The sequence below is a fragment of the Pseudoalteromonas sp. NCIMB 1079 genome (genome assembly GCF_040567695.1).
GTDB lineage: Bacteria > Pseudomonadota > Gammaproteobacteria > Enterobacterales > Alteromonadaceae > Pseudoalteromonas > Pseudoalteromonas distincta.
The window spans coordinates 2,850,916-2,866,807 of record NZ_JBEWZA010000001.1 but is presented as its reverse complement, the minus strand read 5'-3'; the positions used below and the strand labels follow the sequence as shown (position 1 = coordinate 2,866,807).

Sequence of the window (15,892 nt, the reverse complement as noted above, 5' to 3'; positions counted from 1 at the left end):
AATGCCAAAAATTTTACTTGTTGAAGATGATCTCGGTTTACAACAGTTAACAAAAGATTACCTTGAACATAATGGCCTTGAAGTCGAAGTGTTAGACCGCGGTGACGAAGTGTTTAATTACCTAGAAAACAATACACCCGATTTAATGATTCTAGACGTTATGCTGCCAGGTAAAGATGGCTTTAGCGTTTGCCGCCAAGTAAGAGATAAATTTACTCTACCAATTTTAATGTTGACTGCTAAAGGTGAAGACTTCGACCAAGTACTTGGTTTAGAACTTGGTGCTGATGATTATGTAATAAAACCAGCAGAGCCACGTGTATTACTAGCGCGGATCAATGCATTACTTCGACGTGGGCAACCAATAGTAAAATCTAGTGAAGAACTGCAGTTTGGTGATTTAGTCATCGATAAAACAAGCCGTATTGTAAAACTAAGTGATTCAGAGATTGTATTAACTTCGCACGAGTTTGAACTACTATGGCTATTAGCGTCAAATGCGGGTGAAGTACTAAGCAGAGAGCATGTGCACCAACATATGATTGGCCGTCAATACGACGGACTTGATAGAACTGTGGATGTACGCGTATCACGAATTCGTAAAAAATTAGGCGACAACAGTGATAAGCCGTATCGTATAAAAACTGTATGGGGACAAGGCTATTTATTTGTTTCTGATGCGTGGGATCTCTAGAACTATTTAAGGTTAATCGGCTGTAATGGGAAAACTGTTTACCAGCTTATACTTATATATCATTGTTTCATTATTTGTTGTAAGTGGTGTTATTGAGCAGCTGTGGCCCTATGAAGAGTCACAGCAGCAGGTCTTCTTAGACGATGAGTTTGGGCAATCACTGTGGTTGCTTTCGCAAACCCCAAATGGTCTTAAAAAGCTAAAGCATAACTTTGAAAGTAAAGTGATTGAACGACGTGATTTAATACTCCCTCAAAAACAACAATCGCAGCTAAATCAAAATCACTACTTATATTTGTATGATAAGCAACAACGCATTGTTTGGTATGTAGATCTCGGTAATGATTCATTACTTCAGGTAGGGCCGGTAGGTGTATTAACGCAAGAATCATCTTCAGTTTGGCCGTATTTATTACTACTTATTATTGTAGGTATACCAGTTGGGCTATGGAGCTTTTTACTCTGGCGTGACTTTGCAAAGCTACGTAAAGCGTGTGAAGCGGTAGAGGGTTTGCAAGACTTTCAACTAAATGACTCTTCTAAGTCTTTCTTTTTACCTATAACAGATACATTAAAGGTAATGCAGCAACGTATTGAGTTTTTACTTAGTGCGCAGCAAGAGCTTACCTCATCGGTATCACATGAATTTAGAACGCCATTAGCACGTTTAAAGTTTGCAATTGTAATGTTACAAGAGCAAATGCTTGATGAAAAAGGCGAAAAATACCTAACAAACATGCAAACAGACATTAGTGAGCTTGAGTCACTAGTCTCTGAAATGCTTGAATACGCGCGATTAGACTCTCAACAACCAAGTTTACAGCCAATAAACTGCGATTTAGCTGGGCTGGTAAAAACCACTGTTGAAAAGCTAAATTTTGAAGCTAGAACAACGCTCTCTATAAACCTCCCTGAGCATTTAAATTACTACTGTGATAGCCACTTTATGGCGCGAGTATTTCAAAATTTAATTGGCAATGCGCTCAAATACACTCATCAACAAGTCAAAATTTCATTGCTACAAGAGGCAACTCACATCGTATTGATTGTTGAAGATGATGGTGAAGGGATTGACCCCGTTGAGCGAGAAAACGTATTTAAGCCTTTTACTCGATTAGATAAAAGTAGAGGCAAGGACACTGGTGGCTTTGGTTTAGGGCTTGCTATAGTTGCTAAAATTGTGTCGTGGCACCAAGGAGAGTGTAAAGCAGAAAGCTCAAGCTTAGGTGGTGCTAAATTTATTGTATATTTACCTCTCAAATTTAAGACATAAAAAAAGCGCCTAAGGCTAATGCCGTTCACTTAAGGTGAGCGGCTTTTTTATTTCTAGCGTACCGCTGTGGTCTTGGCTTGACTGCACGAGGAAAACCTCGATCCCTTCGAGGCTCTAGAATTAGGCTTTCTGCCATCGCATAAAAGTATTTTAATTGACGTGGTATGGCTCCAGGTGTTGAATAAGGTAATCCAACAAGCAACCTCATTATTTGAGCTAAACTACCATTGAAACTCAGTTGGTACGGTAAATAATCACCTTTTAATGTGTGGCACATTTTTACCATCTGATATCGCACCATATTATAAGTAAGCAACACTCCCCACAGCTCTTGCTTTACAAGCGCTGGTAAGCGACTTCTTAATGTTAATCGATTGCCCAGCATATATTGCTTTTGTTCCCGATAACCAAGCTCTATCTCCCAGCGGTGACTGTACAAATCACCTATATCGGCTGATAGATATCGCATCGGATCTGTCATAGATGTCATCACACTATATGATTTCCCCTTTATTTTTCGAGTCACTAACCTCGCGATTAAGGTGTTAGGCAGCGTTGGCCACATCTTTCTTGCTCTTGGGTTGCTGCTAAGTTGGACTAATTTATCATTACGCCCTAATGTTTGAATAACTTCATATTGCACATTTTTTTTCAGGGGGATTAGCCAATGGCGTTCACTGCCAGTTGTTTGCCATTTATGTAAAAGCCCTAAAGAATAGAAACCTTTGTCGAATAAAGTGAGACTGTTATCGGGTGTGGTTTCTATAAGCTTTTCAGCCAGCACCATTTCATTGACCTTGTAATCATCAAAAGCACTCCCCGTGATTAGGTGGCTGCTTAGCTCCATTTGACACACCATTCTGACCTGTGGGTATTGTGTATTAGTCGGTTTTGTAAAGGCTTCATTGTTTTGGGGTGAGTCATCCGTACGCCAAACGACACCATCGACACCAAGCAAGGTAAGCCCATTCCAATGAGGATGATTAGCGTCATTATTCCAATGCCTTTGGGTGCATTCAAATAAGGCTTTCATGGCGGCTTCACCTAGGTTTTTACGACGCTGAGTTAAAGCGCTTGGCGCAACAAATGGCTTACCATCGCGGTCAACAATGTCGAGCATATTAACGACATCGGCCATCGATTTGTCATTATAAATAACCATCCCGATCAACAACCAAGCCATCGATTCTAGGGTTAGTTTTCTTTTTCGTAGTGTAACGGTTTCGGTCAGTGCATAGGCTTCTTCGATAAGAGATAAAGGGAGTAAGTCTGCGAGTGTTTCAACGTCATTAGGTTTGATGTTGTTAATAATATCGAGAGCATTAGAAAGTTGCATAAAAAAATCCGAATTCTACAAAAGAATTCGGATTCTTACATACCTAGAAGATCGTTCAAGTGCTATTAACTAATTCTTAAATGATCGGCATTAGCGCCTAAGGCGCTTTTTTTTGCGGTTAAAAACCAAAATCAACAAGTAGCAATATAGTAGACCGCAAGTATTTAAAAAAGTTCTCAATTATTTTTTATTTTTTTCAAGTAATGGCATTAACATTTGCTCAAGGCCATTTAGTTTAACCTCATACATCATCGCTAGTTGGCTACCAAGTTTTGAGTCAGGAAATCCCTGCTGTTTGAACCACACCAAATAAGGTTCTGGTAGTAGTAATAAAGGGCGCCCAGCATATTTCCCAAAAGGCATCGTTGTATTTACAGCTATTTTTAATTGTTTTGGATCCATAAGAGTTACTTAGGTTTTAAAGTCTGCGTAAGTGTAAGGGATTTTAGAAATATAAAATAGGCTGTGACGGGCAAGAAACAGCCTATTTTGCGAGGGAGTAGGCCCTCTGATTTAATAATTTTTGTTGATTAATATAAACCTAGTTGAACTTTAATTAGCTGGGATCTAATTAAGTTATTATTAGAACATGGGTTTTTATTTAACCAACACGGATAGTCTACCTGTTTTTCATTGTTGTGGTGAAATGGCTTGTAAAGGAATGTAAATAGAATTGCTTTTTATTTAGAAACTAATAACAAAGCTTTAATAATTCTAAGACTTTGTTATTTATAGACGTTATAAAAAGTGATTATTCGTTAAATAGCTCTTGTTTAACGTGTTCTGCAAAACCACTACCTGCTTCTAAGTAAAAGTTATAAGTAGAATGAACACCCATTTCTTCTAGCTCTTTTTGTTGATCAGGATAGTTTGCAATAGCTGTTACTTGGCCTTTATAACCAGAGGCTTGTAGCTGCTCTAACGCAAAAATATTTTGCATATGCTTTGGCATCGCAAGCATGACCATTTCTACTTGCGAATGATTTACTCGTTGCCAAAAGTCAGGATCTGTTGCATCAGCAATTAAGACGTTGCGGCCTCTGTTAACGTGCTTATCTACCACCTCAGGTTTTATATCTATGCCTGCAACAACATTTGGGTGAGTCGCGTTAATAGTCTCATACGCACCAGTACCAATACGTCCCATACCAAAAATGACTATTTTAGTATCGTTTAGGTTAACGGGTAGCTCTTCAGCTAAACGAGTTTTGCTTTCAAACTTTAATAGCCAGTGCTCTATTTTTACGTATAACTCGTTTGAGCGCTTATTTAACGGCGAGGCAATTACAAAGGTAATGGAAACAGCAATTGCCATTACAGCGAGCCACTCCGAAGTGATCATGCCTGTGCTAGCTGCTACTGCACATACAATTAACCCAAATTCACTGTAGTTAGATAAACTAAAGGCGGTAAGTAATGATGTACGCGCGCGTAGTTTGAATATATTCGTGAACACATAATAAAGCGCTATTTTAATCGGTAAAACTAAAACAAGTATAATGGCAACGATTAATGAGCTAGTGGTTAGCTCTGCGCTCAAGCCAATACTTAAGAAAAAACCGACTAATAATATGTCTTTTAAATTAAGCAGGGATTTTGATAGCTCGCCTGCCTTTTTGTGAGGGGCAAACATCATTCCTATTATTAGTGCACCTAAATCGCCTTTTAGGCCTGCAAATTCAAATGCATGATAACCAGCAACTAAAGCAAAGAAAAAACCAAATAATGGTAATAGTTCACCATGTTTAGAGCGATTTAATACGCCATACATGACAGGTCGTAATAAAGGCAGAGCAATTATTAATGCAATTGCCCACACATTTGGAATTTTACCTGTACTAATCGCTAAAAAGATAACTGCAAAGATATCTTGCATGACTAGTATACCAATGGCTATTTTACCGTGAAGGCTTGCCATTTCTCCGCGTTCTTCAAGCACTTTTACTGCAAATACAGTACTTGAAAAACTAAGCGCAAACCCAACCAGTAAAGCACTTTGCCAACTTAAATCAATAAAGAGTGGAATGGCGAAAATACCAAGCAATAACATAAAGCCACTAAAAAGCGCACTGCTAAAAATAATATGCAATGTTGCAGGCGCCCACACTTGGGGTTTAATTAAACTGTTTACCTTTAGCTTTAAACCAATACTAAAAAGAAGAAGGGTTACGCCAAGTGCTGCTATTGTATCGAGCAACTCTGTACTTTTATAACCCGATAAATTTAAAGCAAAACCTGCTAATAAAAATCCAATAAGAGGAGGCAGCTTTAACTGATAAACAGCAAAACCACACACAAACGCGGCAGCAAAATAGATTAGTTCCATAATTCTTAATATCACTTCATTTGGGGTTGCAGTGTAACGAAAAATTTATACCATTGAAAATAAAAATAGACCTAAAAATGAACGTGTCTAATCAGATATATGGCTAACTGTGTATAAAAAATGCGCATCAAACATACATTTAATCGTAAATAGTATGTAAATAACATTTTTTCACTGACATTGGCTTTTAAATATGGTTAAGATGCGATAACGAAGAAGTTTAAGCGAGAGCAAATAATAGAGCCGCTCAGCTTAAGGAGAAATATATGTTTAAAAAGATTTTAGCGTCGGTAGGTATTGGTGCTGCAAAAGTAGATACTGTTTTAGAGACTGAACACCTACAACCTGGTCAGCTTTTTAACGCACAAATAGTCATTACCGCAGGTGATGTTAGCCAAGATATTGCAGGCTTAGATTTATTACTTATGACCCGTGTTAAAGTGGCAGGTGATGATGGCGATTATTTTACCAATCATGTGATTGACCAATGGCGAATTACAGATATAGGTACAATTGAGCCGGGCGAAGTTAAAAGTATCCCTTTTGAAGCACGCCTTCATTCTGAAACTCCTATTACAGAAATTAATGCAGGTTACAATCAATCTCATGTGTGGCTTGAAACAGGCTTGGATATTGATTTAGCACTTGATCCGAGCGATAAAGACCATTTACATATTTACCCTAATGAAGCTGTTAAAACGTGCATGCAGGCGATGGAAAAATTAGGCTTTAGCTTAATGAAAGCTGATGTAGAAAAAGGTCATTTGCGCGCTTCTACATTTCAATCGTTATCGGGCTGTTATCAGGAGCTTGAATATAAACCAAATAGCCGTAGTTTATTTGGCATTCAAGAGATTGAGTTGTCATTTGTTCCAGAGGCACATAAAACACATGTGCTCATAGAACTAGACAGAGCTTTTAGAGGCGATGGTTATGTAGATTTAACCATAGAGCATGACCATGTGAATGTATCGCAGTTGTGCGACCAACTAGAGCGTTTATTTGCTTAATATAAATTAACAAGTGAATAATATTATTAAACCCGGCCTAGGCTGGGTTTATTGTTTATAGGATTTAAAATGCAATTTAAATGTGAGCAGTTTAATGCTTTAGATGCGCATACTCTTTTTACTATTATGCGAGGACGTGTGGACGTATTTGTTGTAGAACAGGCGTGTCCTTATCCTGAACTTGATGATGTAGATATAGCTTTAAATACACAGCATCTATATACATTAGACAGTGGGCAGCTACACACTTATGCGCGATGCTATGAAAAAAATGAGCAATATAGCGCAATAGGGCGCGTGCTGGTAAGTAAAAGCGCGCGTGGCAAAGGCGACGCCACTTTACTTGTAAGTAAAGCTATAGAGTGCTGTAAAGAGCAGTGGCCTGAGCGAGATATTTATATTGGCGCACAAACCTACTTACTTGATTTTTACCGCTCTTTTGGCTTTGAAGATTACAAAAGTGAATATCTAGAAGACGGCATACCTCATCAAGATATGATTTTAAAACTCACTCAATAAATCCAATTTAAGCAGCTATAAAAAGCCCACTAATGTGGGCTATTTTAATTTAAAACTATTTTAAGGCTAAGGTATCATTTAGCTCAATAGTGAGTGTAAAAACACCATACCAATAGCAAGTGGACATACAAACTTGGTATACCAAGGCCATATTTTCCAAAACAGTGTATTGTGAACCTCTGGGTTACCCTCTTGAATTGCTTTTAGTAATGAGCCTCTATACCAAATCCAGCCTACAAATATACAACACATAAGGCCAAGTAAAGGCTGAGCTACTTTTGTAGTGAGAGTGATTACTAAGCCAAATAAGCTGCTAAGGTTACACACAATTGTAATGCTGACGATAGCGATTAGCGCCCCAATTAACCACGTTGCTTGAACGCGTTTCATCCCAAAGCGCTCTACGGTGTATGATACTGGCGCCTCTAACATTGAAATAGATGATGTTAAAGCGGCAATACTCATTAACGCAAAAAATGAGAAACCCACAAACAGACCTACTTCGCCCATTCCATCAAATAAAGCGGGGAGTACCTGAAACACTAATGTATCTTCAGAGAGTAGCTTACCCGTTGTGGCCGAGAATATTTCAACGCCTTGAGCTTGTGCTACGTACATAGCTGGGATGATCAGTAAGCCTGCAACAAAAGCAATAAATACGTCAATAAGGGTTACATACGCGCCTAAAGAAACGAGGTTTTCTTTTTTACTAATGTACGAGCCGTAAATAATCATTACGCTAGTGCCAAGCGATAATGAGAAGAAAGCTTGCCCTAATGCACTTACTAATAGTTTTGCGTCAAAAATAGATGAAAAGTCAGGGACTAAGTAGGCTTTTAAGCCTTCCATAGCACCATCTTGCGTCATTACGTAAGCAATAAGTGCAAATAAAATGCCTAAAAGTGCAGGCATTAAACGCTTAGACCACTTCTCAATACCGTTTTCAACGCCTCTACTTATAATAGCGACTGTTAGTACGATAAAGATCATGGTGAATATAATATTTCGAGTAAGTGATTGCTCGCTTAACCATGTAGATGCTGTGTTGGCACCAACTAAAGTGGCTATTGGTTCAGCTGTGGCGCTGAGCATCCAACCGGCAACAATGGCGTAAAAGCTTAGTATAAAGCCAGCGCATAAAATACCGCCAAAACCAACAGCAAAGGCAAAGTGTTTTTGCCATGGCTTATTAGATATTTTTTGAAGAGATGACACTGCGTTTGCTTGGCCATGACGTCCAATCATAAGTTCAGCCATTAAAGCGGGGTAGGCTAAAAAGAACGCAAGCACTAAATATCCGACTAAAAATGCAGCACCGCCATTACTGGCTGTTTGTGTAGGGAATCCCCAAATATTGCCCAAACCAACGGCAGAACCCGCGGCGGCCATAATAAAACCAAAGCGAGAGCTAAACTCGCCTCTAACTGCGCTCATATTATTGTACTTCTCTATTGTGTGACGGCGGTGACAATCTACTGGAAATGTAAAAAAATAAAAAGTGCTTATTTGCTGATCTAGCACAAATTAATAAGTAAAGTGTATGTTATAACCATCGATTTTAATTGTTGTTATTAAGTCGTTTAAAATAACGAGTTGATTTTGTTTAATAATTGTTAATTACAATCTGTAACTATTGCTTTACGGATTATGGTGCTGTGCAATAGTTAGAGTAAAGCACGCACCACCTAGCTGGGTGCTTTTAGTTACTTTAACGCTGCCATGATGCCAATCAGCTACTTTGGTAACAATGGCTAAGCCAAGGCCATAACTTTTATCGGCTCTGTTACGGTGATCTTCCTCTCTAAAAAATGGGCTAAATACGTTACTAAAGTTTTCTTGTGCGATACCTGGGCCGTCATCTTCTACCGTTATTATAAGCTGTTGCTCGTGTAACCTTGCACTGAGGTAAATATGTTGGTTTGCAAAATCACATGCGTTTGTTAATAAGTTAGTAATTGCACGAGCCAACCAGTGAAGATCTGCATTTATTATTTTATCTGTACTATTGAGCTGTACGTTGAGCATTTGCATTTCAAGTTTTGGTGCAAGTTGAACTAAAATATCTTCAAGGTAGGATTTAATATTGGTTGATGAATAGGTTAGTTTATTCGCGTTTTGCTCTAAAGTAGCAAATGCTAAATAGCTACTAAGCATCGATTCCATATGATCTAAATCGTTTTCCATACGGGTTAAATACTGTTTTACTTTTTGCTCATCATGGCTATCTAATGCCGCATCTAAACCAAATCGCAGGCACGCGATAGGGGTGCGGATGTCGTGAGACAAGCTCGAGGCCATTAGTTTGTTTTCGGCGACAAGTTTCTCTATTTGGCTAGCCATGCGGTTAAAAGTAAGCTCTACATCTTTTATATAGGTAAAGTGCGATACCTTTATTCGGGCTTGAACATTACCAGAGGCAAACTTTTTAGCGGCTTCATTTAAGACAGTTAGCCGTTTAGCTAAGGGCGCGATAATAAACCCCATAAATACACATAGGCCTGCGTAAAATAGTAGAGTTAATATAATGTCGTTATGCTGCTCGCTATCAAAAATTTTATCTAAGCGCATTGATAAGTGAAAAGGATTTAAAATGTCGCTACTATAAAGCATATAAAAGCCTTGCTGATCCTCTAAAATCAGCCCACCTGGCGTGTGCATTTGTAATAATAAAGAAGGTGGTAAGGCGAGTGACTCATTTGGCTTGTAGTCAATTAAAACATCAAACTCTCGGGCTAGTTGTTTTACATAATCGCTGCGCTCAGATGTAGGTATGTTAGCTAACTGCTTATTAAAACCCATGATCATTTTACTTTGCTGACTAAATTCATCTTGTGGGGTATGCGCTTGTTGACTAAAAGCATCAATAAGCCAGCCCAATACCACAATAGATAAAAGTGCACTGCCTAGAAGCGATATATAAAACTTTTTCATTTATTTATTCATCGCTCTATTACCACGCGGTAGAAACAAGTAAATATCCACGGCCCCAAATAGTTTTAATTTTTTCGGGGTTTTGTGGATCATCATTAAATTTTTTACGAAGTGCAGAAATAAGTACATCAACACTTCTATCAAGCCCGTCGTACTCTCTACCTTTCGTCGCTTTAAATACGGCATCGCGTGAGACAACTTGACCTGCATTGCTTGCAAGGTAGTGTAATAATAGATATTCGGCGCTTGATATGTTTATATCTTGCTCGTTAAGGGTCACATTTCTAGATTCGGTATTAATACTAAGTGCACCAACTTGAATAATGCTTTGGCTAACCTGTGGCTTATTTGGCTCATTGTTTTGACGCAGTGCTGCTTTTATTCGCGCTAGTAATGCACGCGGACGCACCGGTTTCATTATGTAGTCGCTTGCGCCAACTTCTAAACCAATAACTTCATCCATCTCTTCATCGCGTGCGGTGAGCATTATAATAGGCGAATTATAAAAGCTACGAAGCTCTCTACACACGCTGATACCATCTTGCCCCGGGAGCATAATATCAAGGAGCACAATATTTGGGTTTAACGTTTTGACCTTGCTAACAACTTCGTCACCACGATGACAAACATGCGTTGTATAGCCTTGCTCTGTTAAATATTCAGCAACCCATTGCGCTAGTGATGCATCGTCTTCAACAAGTAAAATAGTGCCGTAGTTATCCATAAAATATCCCTAATGCGATTGGTATTAAAATAGTCGCCAGCGGCGTTTTTTTTGTCTGTTTTGATAAACCCATTGTAGTTTTACTTCTGCTGTACTGATGACTTTGGATGTATTGCTATCAAATAGTTCAAATGAAATGCTTTGCTGTGAGTCAAAAGCATAATTAAAAGTACCACTTTGTTGCTTTAGCCAACATTGCATAATGTACTTTGAAGTTGCATCGCGTAGGCAGTAATTGCCAATGATAGGTTGCTCCCACGTAAGTGTGACATCGGCATAGCAATTACGCCCTTCGCGCAGTGCAACACAAGTGTCGGGTAGTGCTATGAGTGCTTCAGGGGGGTCCTGCGCTTTAACAGTAAAGGTACAGGGAAAGATCAGTAATACCCAGATCCATCTAAAATACATAACGTAGGCCTACCTTGGCTTTATGTTGATATCCTTGGGAAATAATTGGGCTGTCGTCAATTTCTTTTGAAAACCATGTAGTAAGCCAACCGGATAAAAACACCCAATCATGGCTTATTGGATATTCAGCATGGAACTCAAAGATAATACTAGTACTGGCATTGCTGGTATAAATCGGGCGAAGGCTGGTGGCTTCATCGCTATCAATGCCAAAGTAATAATTGGTAAAGTCAGCAGAGTAGGCGCTTAAACCAACACCAGACCTAAACTCCCAGTTTCGCCATGGCAAAATGTGGCTAAAAAAGCTATTTATAACCCAGCCATTATGGGCACCAGATATGTCATGAAGGTATTCAAAGGAGAATTGTGAGTTTTCAAATCGGCGCGAGAGCCTAAGACCAACATCAAAATCGTAATTACGTTTTTTAATACCTTGGAGTTCTTTTATAACACCATGGTTATAAAACCCGAGGCCTTTTTCGTCAAACCCGGCTTGAGTATTTGTGCCAAGTATATCTAAGCCCCAATCAAATTTATCTATAAGACTGTAACCAATTACAAGGCCACCGCTGAGTTGATTGTGATCAAAATCAAGATAAAATTTATCGTAAGAAACAGCAAGACTTAAATCAAGCTCAACGCCCTTATCGTAAGATTCGATACCGATTAGGTAAGAATCTTCAATATAAAAGCCCGCACCTGCACTCCAATCCCAGGCAAAGCCTTGGGTTGGCTCTAACGTATTGTCTGCATAATAGCGATTACTTGCCATACTTGTGGTGCTAAAAATAAAGCAAAAAAGCAGTGTTATGCTCAGTAAAGTATGGTTAAGCAAAGTGTTTCTCATCCCTAAGGGCCTAATTATTATTTGTTATTAAGCGTAGTATATTGTTAATTCGTTCCTTTAATCTGTAAAAAAATGTAGTAAGTGTAAGCGCAAGCTGGCTAAAACCTACTGAACTTTAATTTTATCGATTAATATACTGCTTAAGTAAAACTGCATCATAGGCGTTAATGCGCTTACTTCTGTTCTGTTACATGGACCACTAAGCTTGGCAAGGCTAGATAACTTTGACAACGTTTTGTACTGAGGAATTTGAATGTCTTTTCCAAGTCTTTCCATGCGGGCTTCATCAGTATTTTGCTGATGGACAAAAGCGACAACCTCAAGCTCATTAGTTATTTTTTGCTCTTCGGTGAAACTATAAACTAGTGGCTCACGATGAAAACTTGCACTATCAATAGAAGATTTAGCAAACCAAACAACATCACCCGATGCTTTGTGTGTGAGGCGCATACTTACTTGTGCGAATATTGCAGCGCATTCCTGAGTTGGGTATTGCTGAGCAATATCTGAATATAATGTAAAAGGGTTCTCAGGTTGCTTTATTGCGTACTTAACATCGTCAGTGAAAGTTAAATCAAGTTGCTGAATAGTTAGTGTGTAGTCACTGTTATTTTTAGTGGTTACTTTTAGCTGTTTATCGTTAAGTGCTTGGCTAATTTGCGATAAAAGTTTATCGGTTACACTTGCCTTATCGGTAATAATTTTTACTGTTTGGTTTCTAACTACCTTATGTGCAGGAAGTTGAACGGATTTAACTTTTGGGGATGAGTGTTCTGTGGTGTACTCAAGCTGGTAGGTCTGACTTTTTAATGTTGGCTTTAATGGCATAGCCAGTGGCTCGGCCGGCTGCTTTGTAAGAGTACAACCAGTTGATAATATAACAAAAAGTGACACAACAAAAAAACGCATAAGTACTAAACACTCACTAAAAACCAAATAATCGTCGTATTGTACGTTAGTCCAAACAAAACTTCATGATATTATCTACATAGATGTAGTTAAAAAGATAAAATTTATAAAAATGAAGTATCTCAAATCTTTATTGTATAGCCTACCTGCTTTGTGTTTGTTGTTTAGCTCTGTGAGTTTTGCAGCAAAAGCAGATCCTGATTGGGATGCATTTGTAAAAAAGTACGGCCGTTATGCGCAAAAAAAATTAAAAAGTAAAGGTATACCAGGCGCTGCACTTTCGATTGTAAGTACAAACAACTCAGACTACATCCACACCATGGGTGTAACTAAAACCCGAAATGGACAAAAAGTAAATAAGCATACCCGGTTTAGGCTCGCGTCTGTTTCTAAAACATTTGCAGGCTCGTTATCAGCTAAATTAGCCAATGAGGGTTTACTTAAATTAGATAAAGCTGTTAGCGATTACATAACTGAGTTCAAAGGGACTGTTTATCAAGATGATTTAAAGGTATTTCACCTTCTAAGTCATGCAAGTGGGTTAGTGCCTAATGCGTACGATAATTTGATAGAGTCTCGTATGGATTACCCCAGTATTGTTGAAAAATTACTTAGTGTTAAACCTATTTGCAAACCAGGCGAATGTTACGGTTATCAAAATGTTATGTTTAGCCTTATAGGTAATGTGATATTACAAAGCAGTGGTAAAAGTTACGCGCAGTGGTTACGAGAAACTATTTTTGCGCCTTTAAAAATGGGTGATGCCAGCTTAGGTTTTGAATCTATGGTTCAGGATGAAAATTACGCATTACCACACGTGCGCGGTACAAAACGTTGGTATAGCGCTAAGCTTAAAAAAAATTATTATAAAGTGGAACCTGCAGCGGGTGTAAACGCAAGTGCAAGTGACATGGCCATTTGGTTAAAAGCCCAGCTAGGGCAATACCCTGATGTTTTGTCATTAGATACTCTCGCAAAGCAAACGCGTCCTTATACACATACAAAAAAAGAAATGCATCGCAGGGTGTGGAAAAAACACCTTAATGAGGCTTATTACGGACTAGGTTGGCGGGTTTATAATTACGCTGATGAAACGCTTTACTATCATAGTGGCTGGGTGCAAGGATATAGAAGCGATGTGGTTGTGTTTCCCCACTTAAATGTTGGTTTTAGTTTAATCGTTAATGCTGAAACCGGCGTAATAAATGAATTAACAACTGAATTTATCGACAGGCTATTAGAATACAAACGAGGTGAAAAAATATGAATAAAATAATATTAGCAATCACTTTTTTAGCCTTGTCATTTAATTGTAGTTTGGCATTTGCCGCACCTGATGAGATATATTTGTTTCGTCATAGCGAAAAGTTAACGGGGAAAAACCCAGCGCTCTCAGAAGAGGGGAAGGCACGTGCAAATAATTTAGTTACTTTGTTTAAAGAACATCAAAATATACATCTTTTTAGCAGCAACTATAAACGCACGTTGCAGACAGCCGCACCTTTGCAGGCACATTTTAATACCAAATTAAATGTGTATAACGCAGGTGAGCTAGGTGATTTAAAAAATGAGTTACTCAAACTAAAGGGTGTAGTTGTTGTTATTGGGCACAGTAATACTACGCCGCAACTAGCCGAGCTACTTTCCAATGAAAAAGTGCCAGCTATGAGTGAGACACAATTTACTCAGTATTTTATATTGCATAATAAGCCCAGAAGTAATGGCACTGATTATGATGTAACGCACCATACAATGAGCTTTTAAATTAAAAAGTGTTATATAACAAAAAACCAGCATTAAGCTGGTTTTTTAATTTAAACGTGCTAAATCCTTTAAATAGGATTAATTAATTACGTGGTAAATGTATTTTTTTCTCAACACTTTGACGATAAAGCACAATAGTGTGACCTATCGTTTGTAGCTTAGTCGCACCAGTTTCACGTACGATTGCTTCAAAAATAAGTGCTTTTGTTTCACGATCATCAGTTGGAACTTTAACTTTGATTAATTCGTGAATTTCTAATGCACTTTGAATTTCGACTACTACGCCTTCGGTTAAACCGTTAGAACCTAGTAAAACTACAGGCTTGAGGCTATGTGCCTGACCTTTTAAAAACTGCTTTTGTTTGTTTGATAATGTCATGTTTATACAAATTTTGCTGAATATGGCTTGAATTAAGGGTATTCTAACGCCATCTAGAGAATATTACTAATTAGTTGCGTGTTAATTTATGACAAATAAAAAACAGTCAGCCAGTTCACAGCGATGGCTGAAAGAACATTTTGATGATAAATATGTTCAAGAAGCGCAAAAAAAAGGCTGGCGTTCACGAGCGGTTTTTAAATTAGATGAAGTACAAAATAGAGATAAGTTACTTCGCCCTGGTATGACCGTTGTTGATTTAGGAGCAGCTCCAGGAAGCTGGTCACAGTATTTGGCAGAAAAAGTAGGTGACAAAGGTCAAGTAATTGCCTGTGACATATTACCTATGGACTCACTTGCGGGTGTTGACTTTTTACAAGGTGACTTTCGTGAAGAAGCTGTGTTAAATGCGTTGCTAAAACGTATTGATGGTAAAAATGTTGATGTGGTACTCTCTGACATGGCACCAAATATGAGTGGTAATAACTCAGTAGATCAAGCGGGTAGTATGTATTTGGTAGAACTTGCGCTGGATATGTGTAGTCAAGTACTAAAGAAAAATGGCGCATTTATTGTTAAGGTTTTCCAAGGTGAAGGCTTTGATCAATACTTGCAAGATGTACGTAATAGTTTTAAAGCAGTGAAAATACGCAAACCTGATGCCTCACGTGCCCGTTCTCGGGAAGTATATATAGTAGCGACTGGATACAAACTGTAGTACAGTTGCTTGGCGTTTAGTTGAATTTAAATTAATTGGATACAAGAGGTTAAC

Annotated in this window: 17 protein-coding genes; 7 read left to right on the top strand and 10 right to left on the bottom strand. The window is 38.4% G+C overall.

Features of this window, described 5'->3' with window-relative positions:
• The first annotated feature begins 1 nt into the window (after position 1).
• Both ABX891_RS13240 and ABX891_RS13235 read left to right on the top strand, forming a co-directional pair.
• On the top strand, positions 2 to 694 hold the full coding sequence (locus ABX891_RS13240) for a response regulator (protein WP_004335729.1): 693 nt from the start codon (positions 2 to 4) through the stop codon (positions 692 to 694).
• 25 nt (positions 695 to 719) lie between these two features.
• Complete coding sequence (locus tag ABX891_RS13235; protein WP_024606184.1) at positions 720 to 1,967, top strand: ATP-binding protein; 1,248 nt, start codon at positions 720 to 722, stop codon at positions 1,965 to 1,967.
• A gap of 25 nt (positions 1,968 to 1,992) precedes the next feature.
• On the opposite strand, the gene ABX891_RS13230 is transcribed toward ABX891_RS13235, so the two are convergent.
• The 3 genes from ABX891_RS13230 to ABX891_RS13220 form a co-directional block, all read right to left on the bottom strand.
• Complete coding sequence (locus tag ABX891_RS13230; RefSeq protein ID WP_309167426.1) at positions 1,993 to 3,303, bottom strand: IS4 family transposase; 1,311 nt, start codon at positions 3,301 to 3,303, stop codon at positions 1,993 to 1,995.
• 180 nt (positions 3,304 to 3,483) lie between these two features.
• Positions 3,484 to 3,705, bottom strand: coding sequence for a DUF3820 family protein (locus ABX891_RS13225; protein WP_024606183.1), 222 nt, complete (start codon positions 3,703 to 3,705; stop codon positions 3,484 to 3,486).
• Positions 3,706 to 4,054: 349 nt separating this feature from the next.
• The gene (locus ABX891_RS13220; protein WP_165742700.1) at positions 4,055 to 5,629 is read right to left on the bottom strand and encodes a cation:proton antiporter domain-containing protein; all 1,575 of its coding nucleotides are present in this window, start codon (positions 5,627 to 5,629) and stop codon (positions 4,055 to 4,057) included.
• A gap of 266 nt (positions 5,630 to 5,895) precedes the next feature.
• Here ABX891_RS13220 and ABX891_RS13215 point away from each other — a divergent pair, with 266 nt between their 5' ends.
• Both ABX891_RS13215 and ABX891_RS13210 read left to right on the top strand, forming a co-directional pair.
• A complete protein-coding gene (locus ABX891_RS13215; RefSeq protein WP_024606181.1) occupies positions 5,896 to 6,639 on the top strand; it encodes a sporulation protein in 744 nt (247 codons plus the stop codon).
• A gap of 69 nt (positions 6,640 to 6,708) precedes the next feature.
• On the top strand, positions 6,709 to 7,158 hold the full coding sequence (locus ABX891_RS13210; protein WP_354629710.1) for a GNAT family N-acetyltransferase: 450 nt from the start codon (positions 6,709 to 6,711) through the stop codon (positions 7,156 to 7,158).
• Positions 7,159 to 7,236: 78 nt separating this feature from the next.
• On the opposite strand, the gene ABX891_RS13205 is transcribed toward ABX891_RS13210, so the two are convergent.
• From ABX891_RS13205 to ABX891_RS13180, 6 genes are all read right to left on the bottom strand, one after another.
• Positions 7,237 to 8,592 carry a sodium-dependent transporter gene (locus ABX891_RS13205; RefSeq protein WP_354629709.1) on the bottom strand — a complete coding sequence of 452 codons (1,356 nt, stop codon included), beginning with the start codon at positions 8,590 to 8,592 and terminating at the stop codon, positions 7,237 to 7,239.
• 204 nt (positions 8,593 to 8,796) lie between these two features.
• Entirely contained in the window at positions 8,797 to 10,089 is a 1,293-nt protein-coding gene (locus ABX891_RS13200) for a sensor histidine kinase (protein ID WP_354629708.1), read from the bottom strand.
• A gap of 19 nt (positions 10,090 to 10,108) precedes the next feature.
• Positions 10,109 to 10,813 carry a response regulator gene (locus ABX891_RS13195; protein ID WP_004335749.1) on the bottom strand — a complete coding sequence of 235 codons (705 nt, stop codon included), beginning with the start codon at positions 10,811 to 10,813 and terminating at the stop codon, positions 10,109 to 10,111.
• Between the two features lie 24 nt (positions 10,814 to 10,837).
• On the bottom strand, positions 10,838 to 11,221 hold the full coding sequence (locus ABX891_RS13190; RefSeq protein WP_354629707.1) for a DUF3019 domain-containing protein: 384 nt from the start codon (positions 11,219 to 11,221) through the stop codon (positions 10,838 to 10,840).
• Positions 11,211 to 12,068: a MipA/OmpV family protein gene (locus tag ABX891_RS13185; RefSeq protein ID WP_502936048.1), complete on the bottom strand. Its 858-nt coding sequence runs from the start codon at positions 12,066 to 12,068 to the stop codon at positions 11,211 to 11,213. Before ABX891_RS13185 ends, ABX891_RS13190 begins: the two co-directional genes overlap by 11 nt.
• Positions 12,069 to 12,173: 105 nt before the next feature.
• Positions 12,174 to 12,977, bottom strand: a complete 804-nt coding sequence (locus ABX891_RS13180; RefSeq protein ID WP_309167037.1) for a hypothetical protein — start codon at positions 12,975 to 12,977, stop codon at positions 12,174 to 12,176.
• A gap of 112 nt (positions 12,978 to 13,089) precedes the next feature.
• On the opposite strand from ABX891_RS13180, the gene ABX891_RS13175 reads away from it, so the two are divergent.
• On the top strand, positions 13,090 to 14,244 hold the full coding sequence (locus ABX891_RS13175) for a serine hydrolase domain-containing protein (RefSeq protein ID WP_354629705.1): 1,155 nt from the start codon (positions 13,090 to 13,092) through the stop codon (positions 14,242 to 14,244).
• Positions 14,241 to 14,741 (top strand): SixA phosphatase family protein, encoded by a 501-nt coding sequence (locus ABX891_RS13170; protein WP_354629704.1) that lies wholly within the window; start codon positions 14,241 to 14,243, stop codon positions 14,739 to 14,741. The genes ABX891_RS13175 and ABX891_RS13170 overlap by 4 nt, the downstream gene beginning before the upstream one ends.
• 82 nt (positions 14,742 to 14,823) lie before the next feature.
• Here the strand turns inward: ABX891_RS13170 and yhbY are convergent, their stop codons facing one another.
• The gene (gene yhbY / locus ABX891_RS13165) at positions 14,824 to 15,120 is read right to left on the bottom strand and encodes a ribosome assembly RNA-binding protein YhbY (RefSeq protein WP_002963153.1); all 297 of its coding nucleotides are present in this window, start codon (positions 15,118 to 15,120) and stop codon (positions 14,824 to 14,826) included.
• Positions 15,121 to 15,208: 88 nt separating this feature from the next.
• Between yhbY and rlmE the strand changes: the two genes are divergently transcribed.
• Positions 15,209 to 15,838, top strand: a complete 630-nt coding sequence (rlmE, locus tag ABX891_RS13160) for a 23S rRNA (uridine(2552)-2'-O)-methyltransferase RlmE (protein WP_002963155.1) — start codon at positions 15,209 to 15,211, stop codon at positions 15,836 to 15,838.
• Positions 15,839 to 15,892: the final 54 nt, after the last annotated feature.

What these genes read in the sequence shown, in the direction of transcription:
- ABX891_RS13185 (WP_502936048.1), bottom strand. Translation starts at nt 12,068, where the DNA reads ATGAGAAACACTTTGCTTAACCATACTTTACTGAGCATAACACTGCTT.
- ABX891_RS13210 (WP_354629710.1), top strand. Translation starts at nt 6,709, where the DNA reads ATGCAATTTAAATGTGAGCAGTTTAATGCTTTAGATGCGCATACTCTT.
- yhbY (WP_002963153.1), bottom strand. Translation starts at nt 15,120, where the DNA reads ATGACATTATCAAACAAACAAAAGCAGTTTTTAAAAGGTCAGGCACAT.
- ABX891_RS13230 (WP_309167426.1), bottom strand. Translation starts at nt 3,303, where the DNA reads ATGCAACTTTCTAATGCTCTCGATATTATTAACAACATCAAACCTAAT.
- ABX891_RS13170 (WP_354629704.1), top strand. Translation starts at nt 14,241, where the DNA reads ATGAATAAAATAATATTAGCAATCACTTTTTTAGCCTTGTCATTTAAT.
- rlmE (WP_002963155.1), top strand. Translation starts at nt 15,209, where the DNA reads ATGACAAATAAAAAACAGTCAGCCAGTTCACAGCGATGGCTGAAAGAA.
- ABX891_RS13200 (WP_354629708.1), bottom strand. Translation starts at nt 10,089, where the DNA reads ATGAAAAAGTTTTATATATCGCTTCTAGGCAGTGCACTTTTATCTATT.
- ABX891_RS13225 (WP_024606183.1), bottom strand. Translation starts at nt 3,705, where the DNA reads ATGGATCCAAAACAATTAAAAATAGCTGTAAATACAACGATGCCTTTT.
- ABX891_RS13215 (WP_024606181.1), top strand. Translation starts at nt 5,896, where the DNA reads ATGTTTAAAAAGATTTTAGCGTCGGTAGGTATTGGTGCTGCAAAAGTA.
- ABX891_RS13180 (WP_309167037.1), bottom strand. Translation starts at nt 12,977, where the DNA reads ATGCGTTTTTTTGTTGTGTCACTTTTTGTTATATTATCAACTGGTTGT.
- ABX891_RS13175 (WP_354629705.1), top strand. Translation starts at nt 13,090, where the DNA reads ATGAAGTATCTCAAATCTTTATTGTATAGCCTACCTGCTTTGTGTTTG.
- ABX891_RS13195 (WP_004335749.1), bottom strand. Translation starts at nt 10,813, where the DNA reads ATGGATAACTACGGCACTATTTTACTTGTTGAAGACGATGCATCACTA.
- ABX891_RS13235 (WP_024606184.1), top strand. Translation starts at nt 720, where the DNA reads ATGGGAAAACTGTTTACCAGCTTATACTTATATATCATTGTTTCATTA.
- ABX891_RS13240 (WP_004335729.1), top strand. Translation starts at nt 2, where the DNA reads ATGCCAAAAATTTTACTTGTTGAAGATGATCTCGGTTTACAACAGTTA.
- ABX891_RS13205 (WP_354629709.1), bottom strand. Translation starts at nt 8,592, where the DNA reads ATGAGCGCAGTTAGAGGCGAGTTTAGCTCTCGCTTTGGTTTTATTATG.
- ABX891_RS13190 (WP_354629707.1), bottom strand. Translation starts at nt 11,221, where the DNA reads ATGTATTTTAGATGGATCTGGGTATTACTGATCTTTCCCTGTACCTTT.
- ABX891_RS13220 (WP_165742700.1), bottom strand. Translation starts at nt 5,629, where the DNA reads ATGGAACTAATCTATTTTGCTGCCGCGTTTGTGTGTGGTTTTGCTGTT.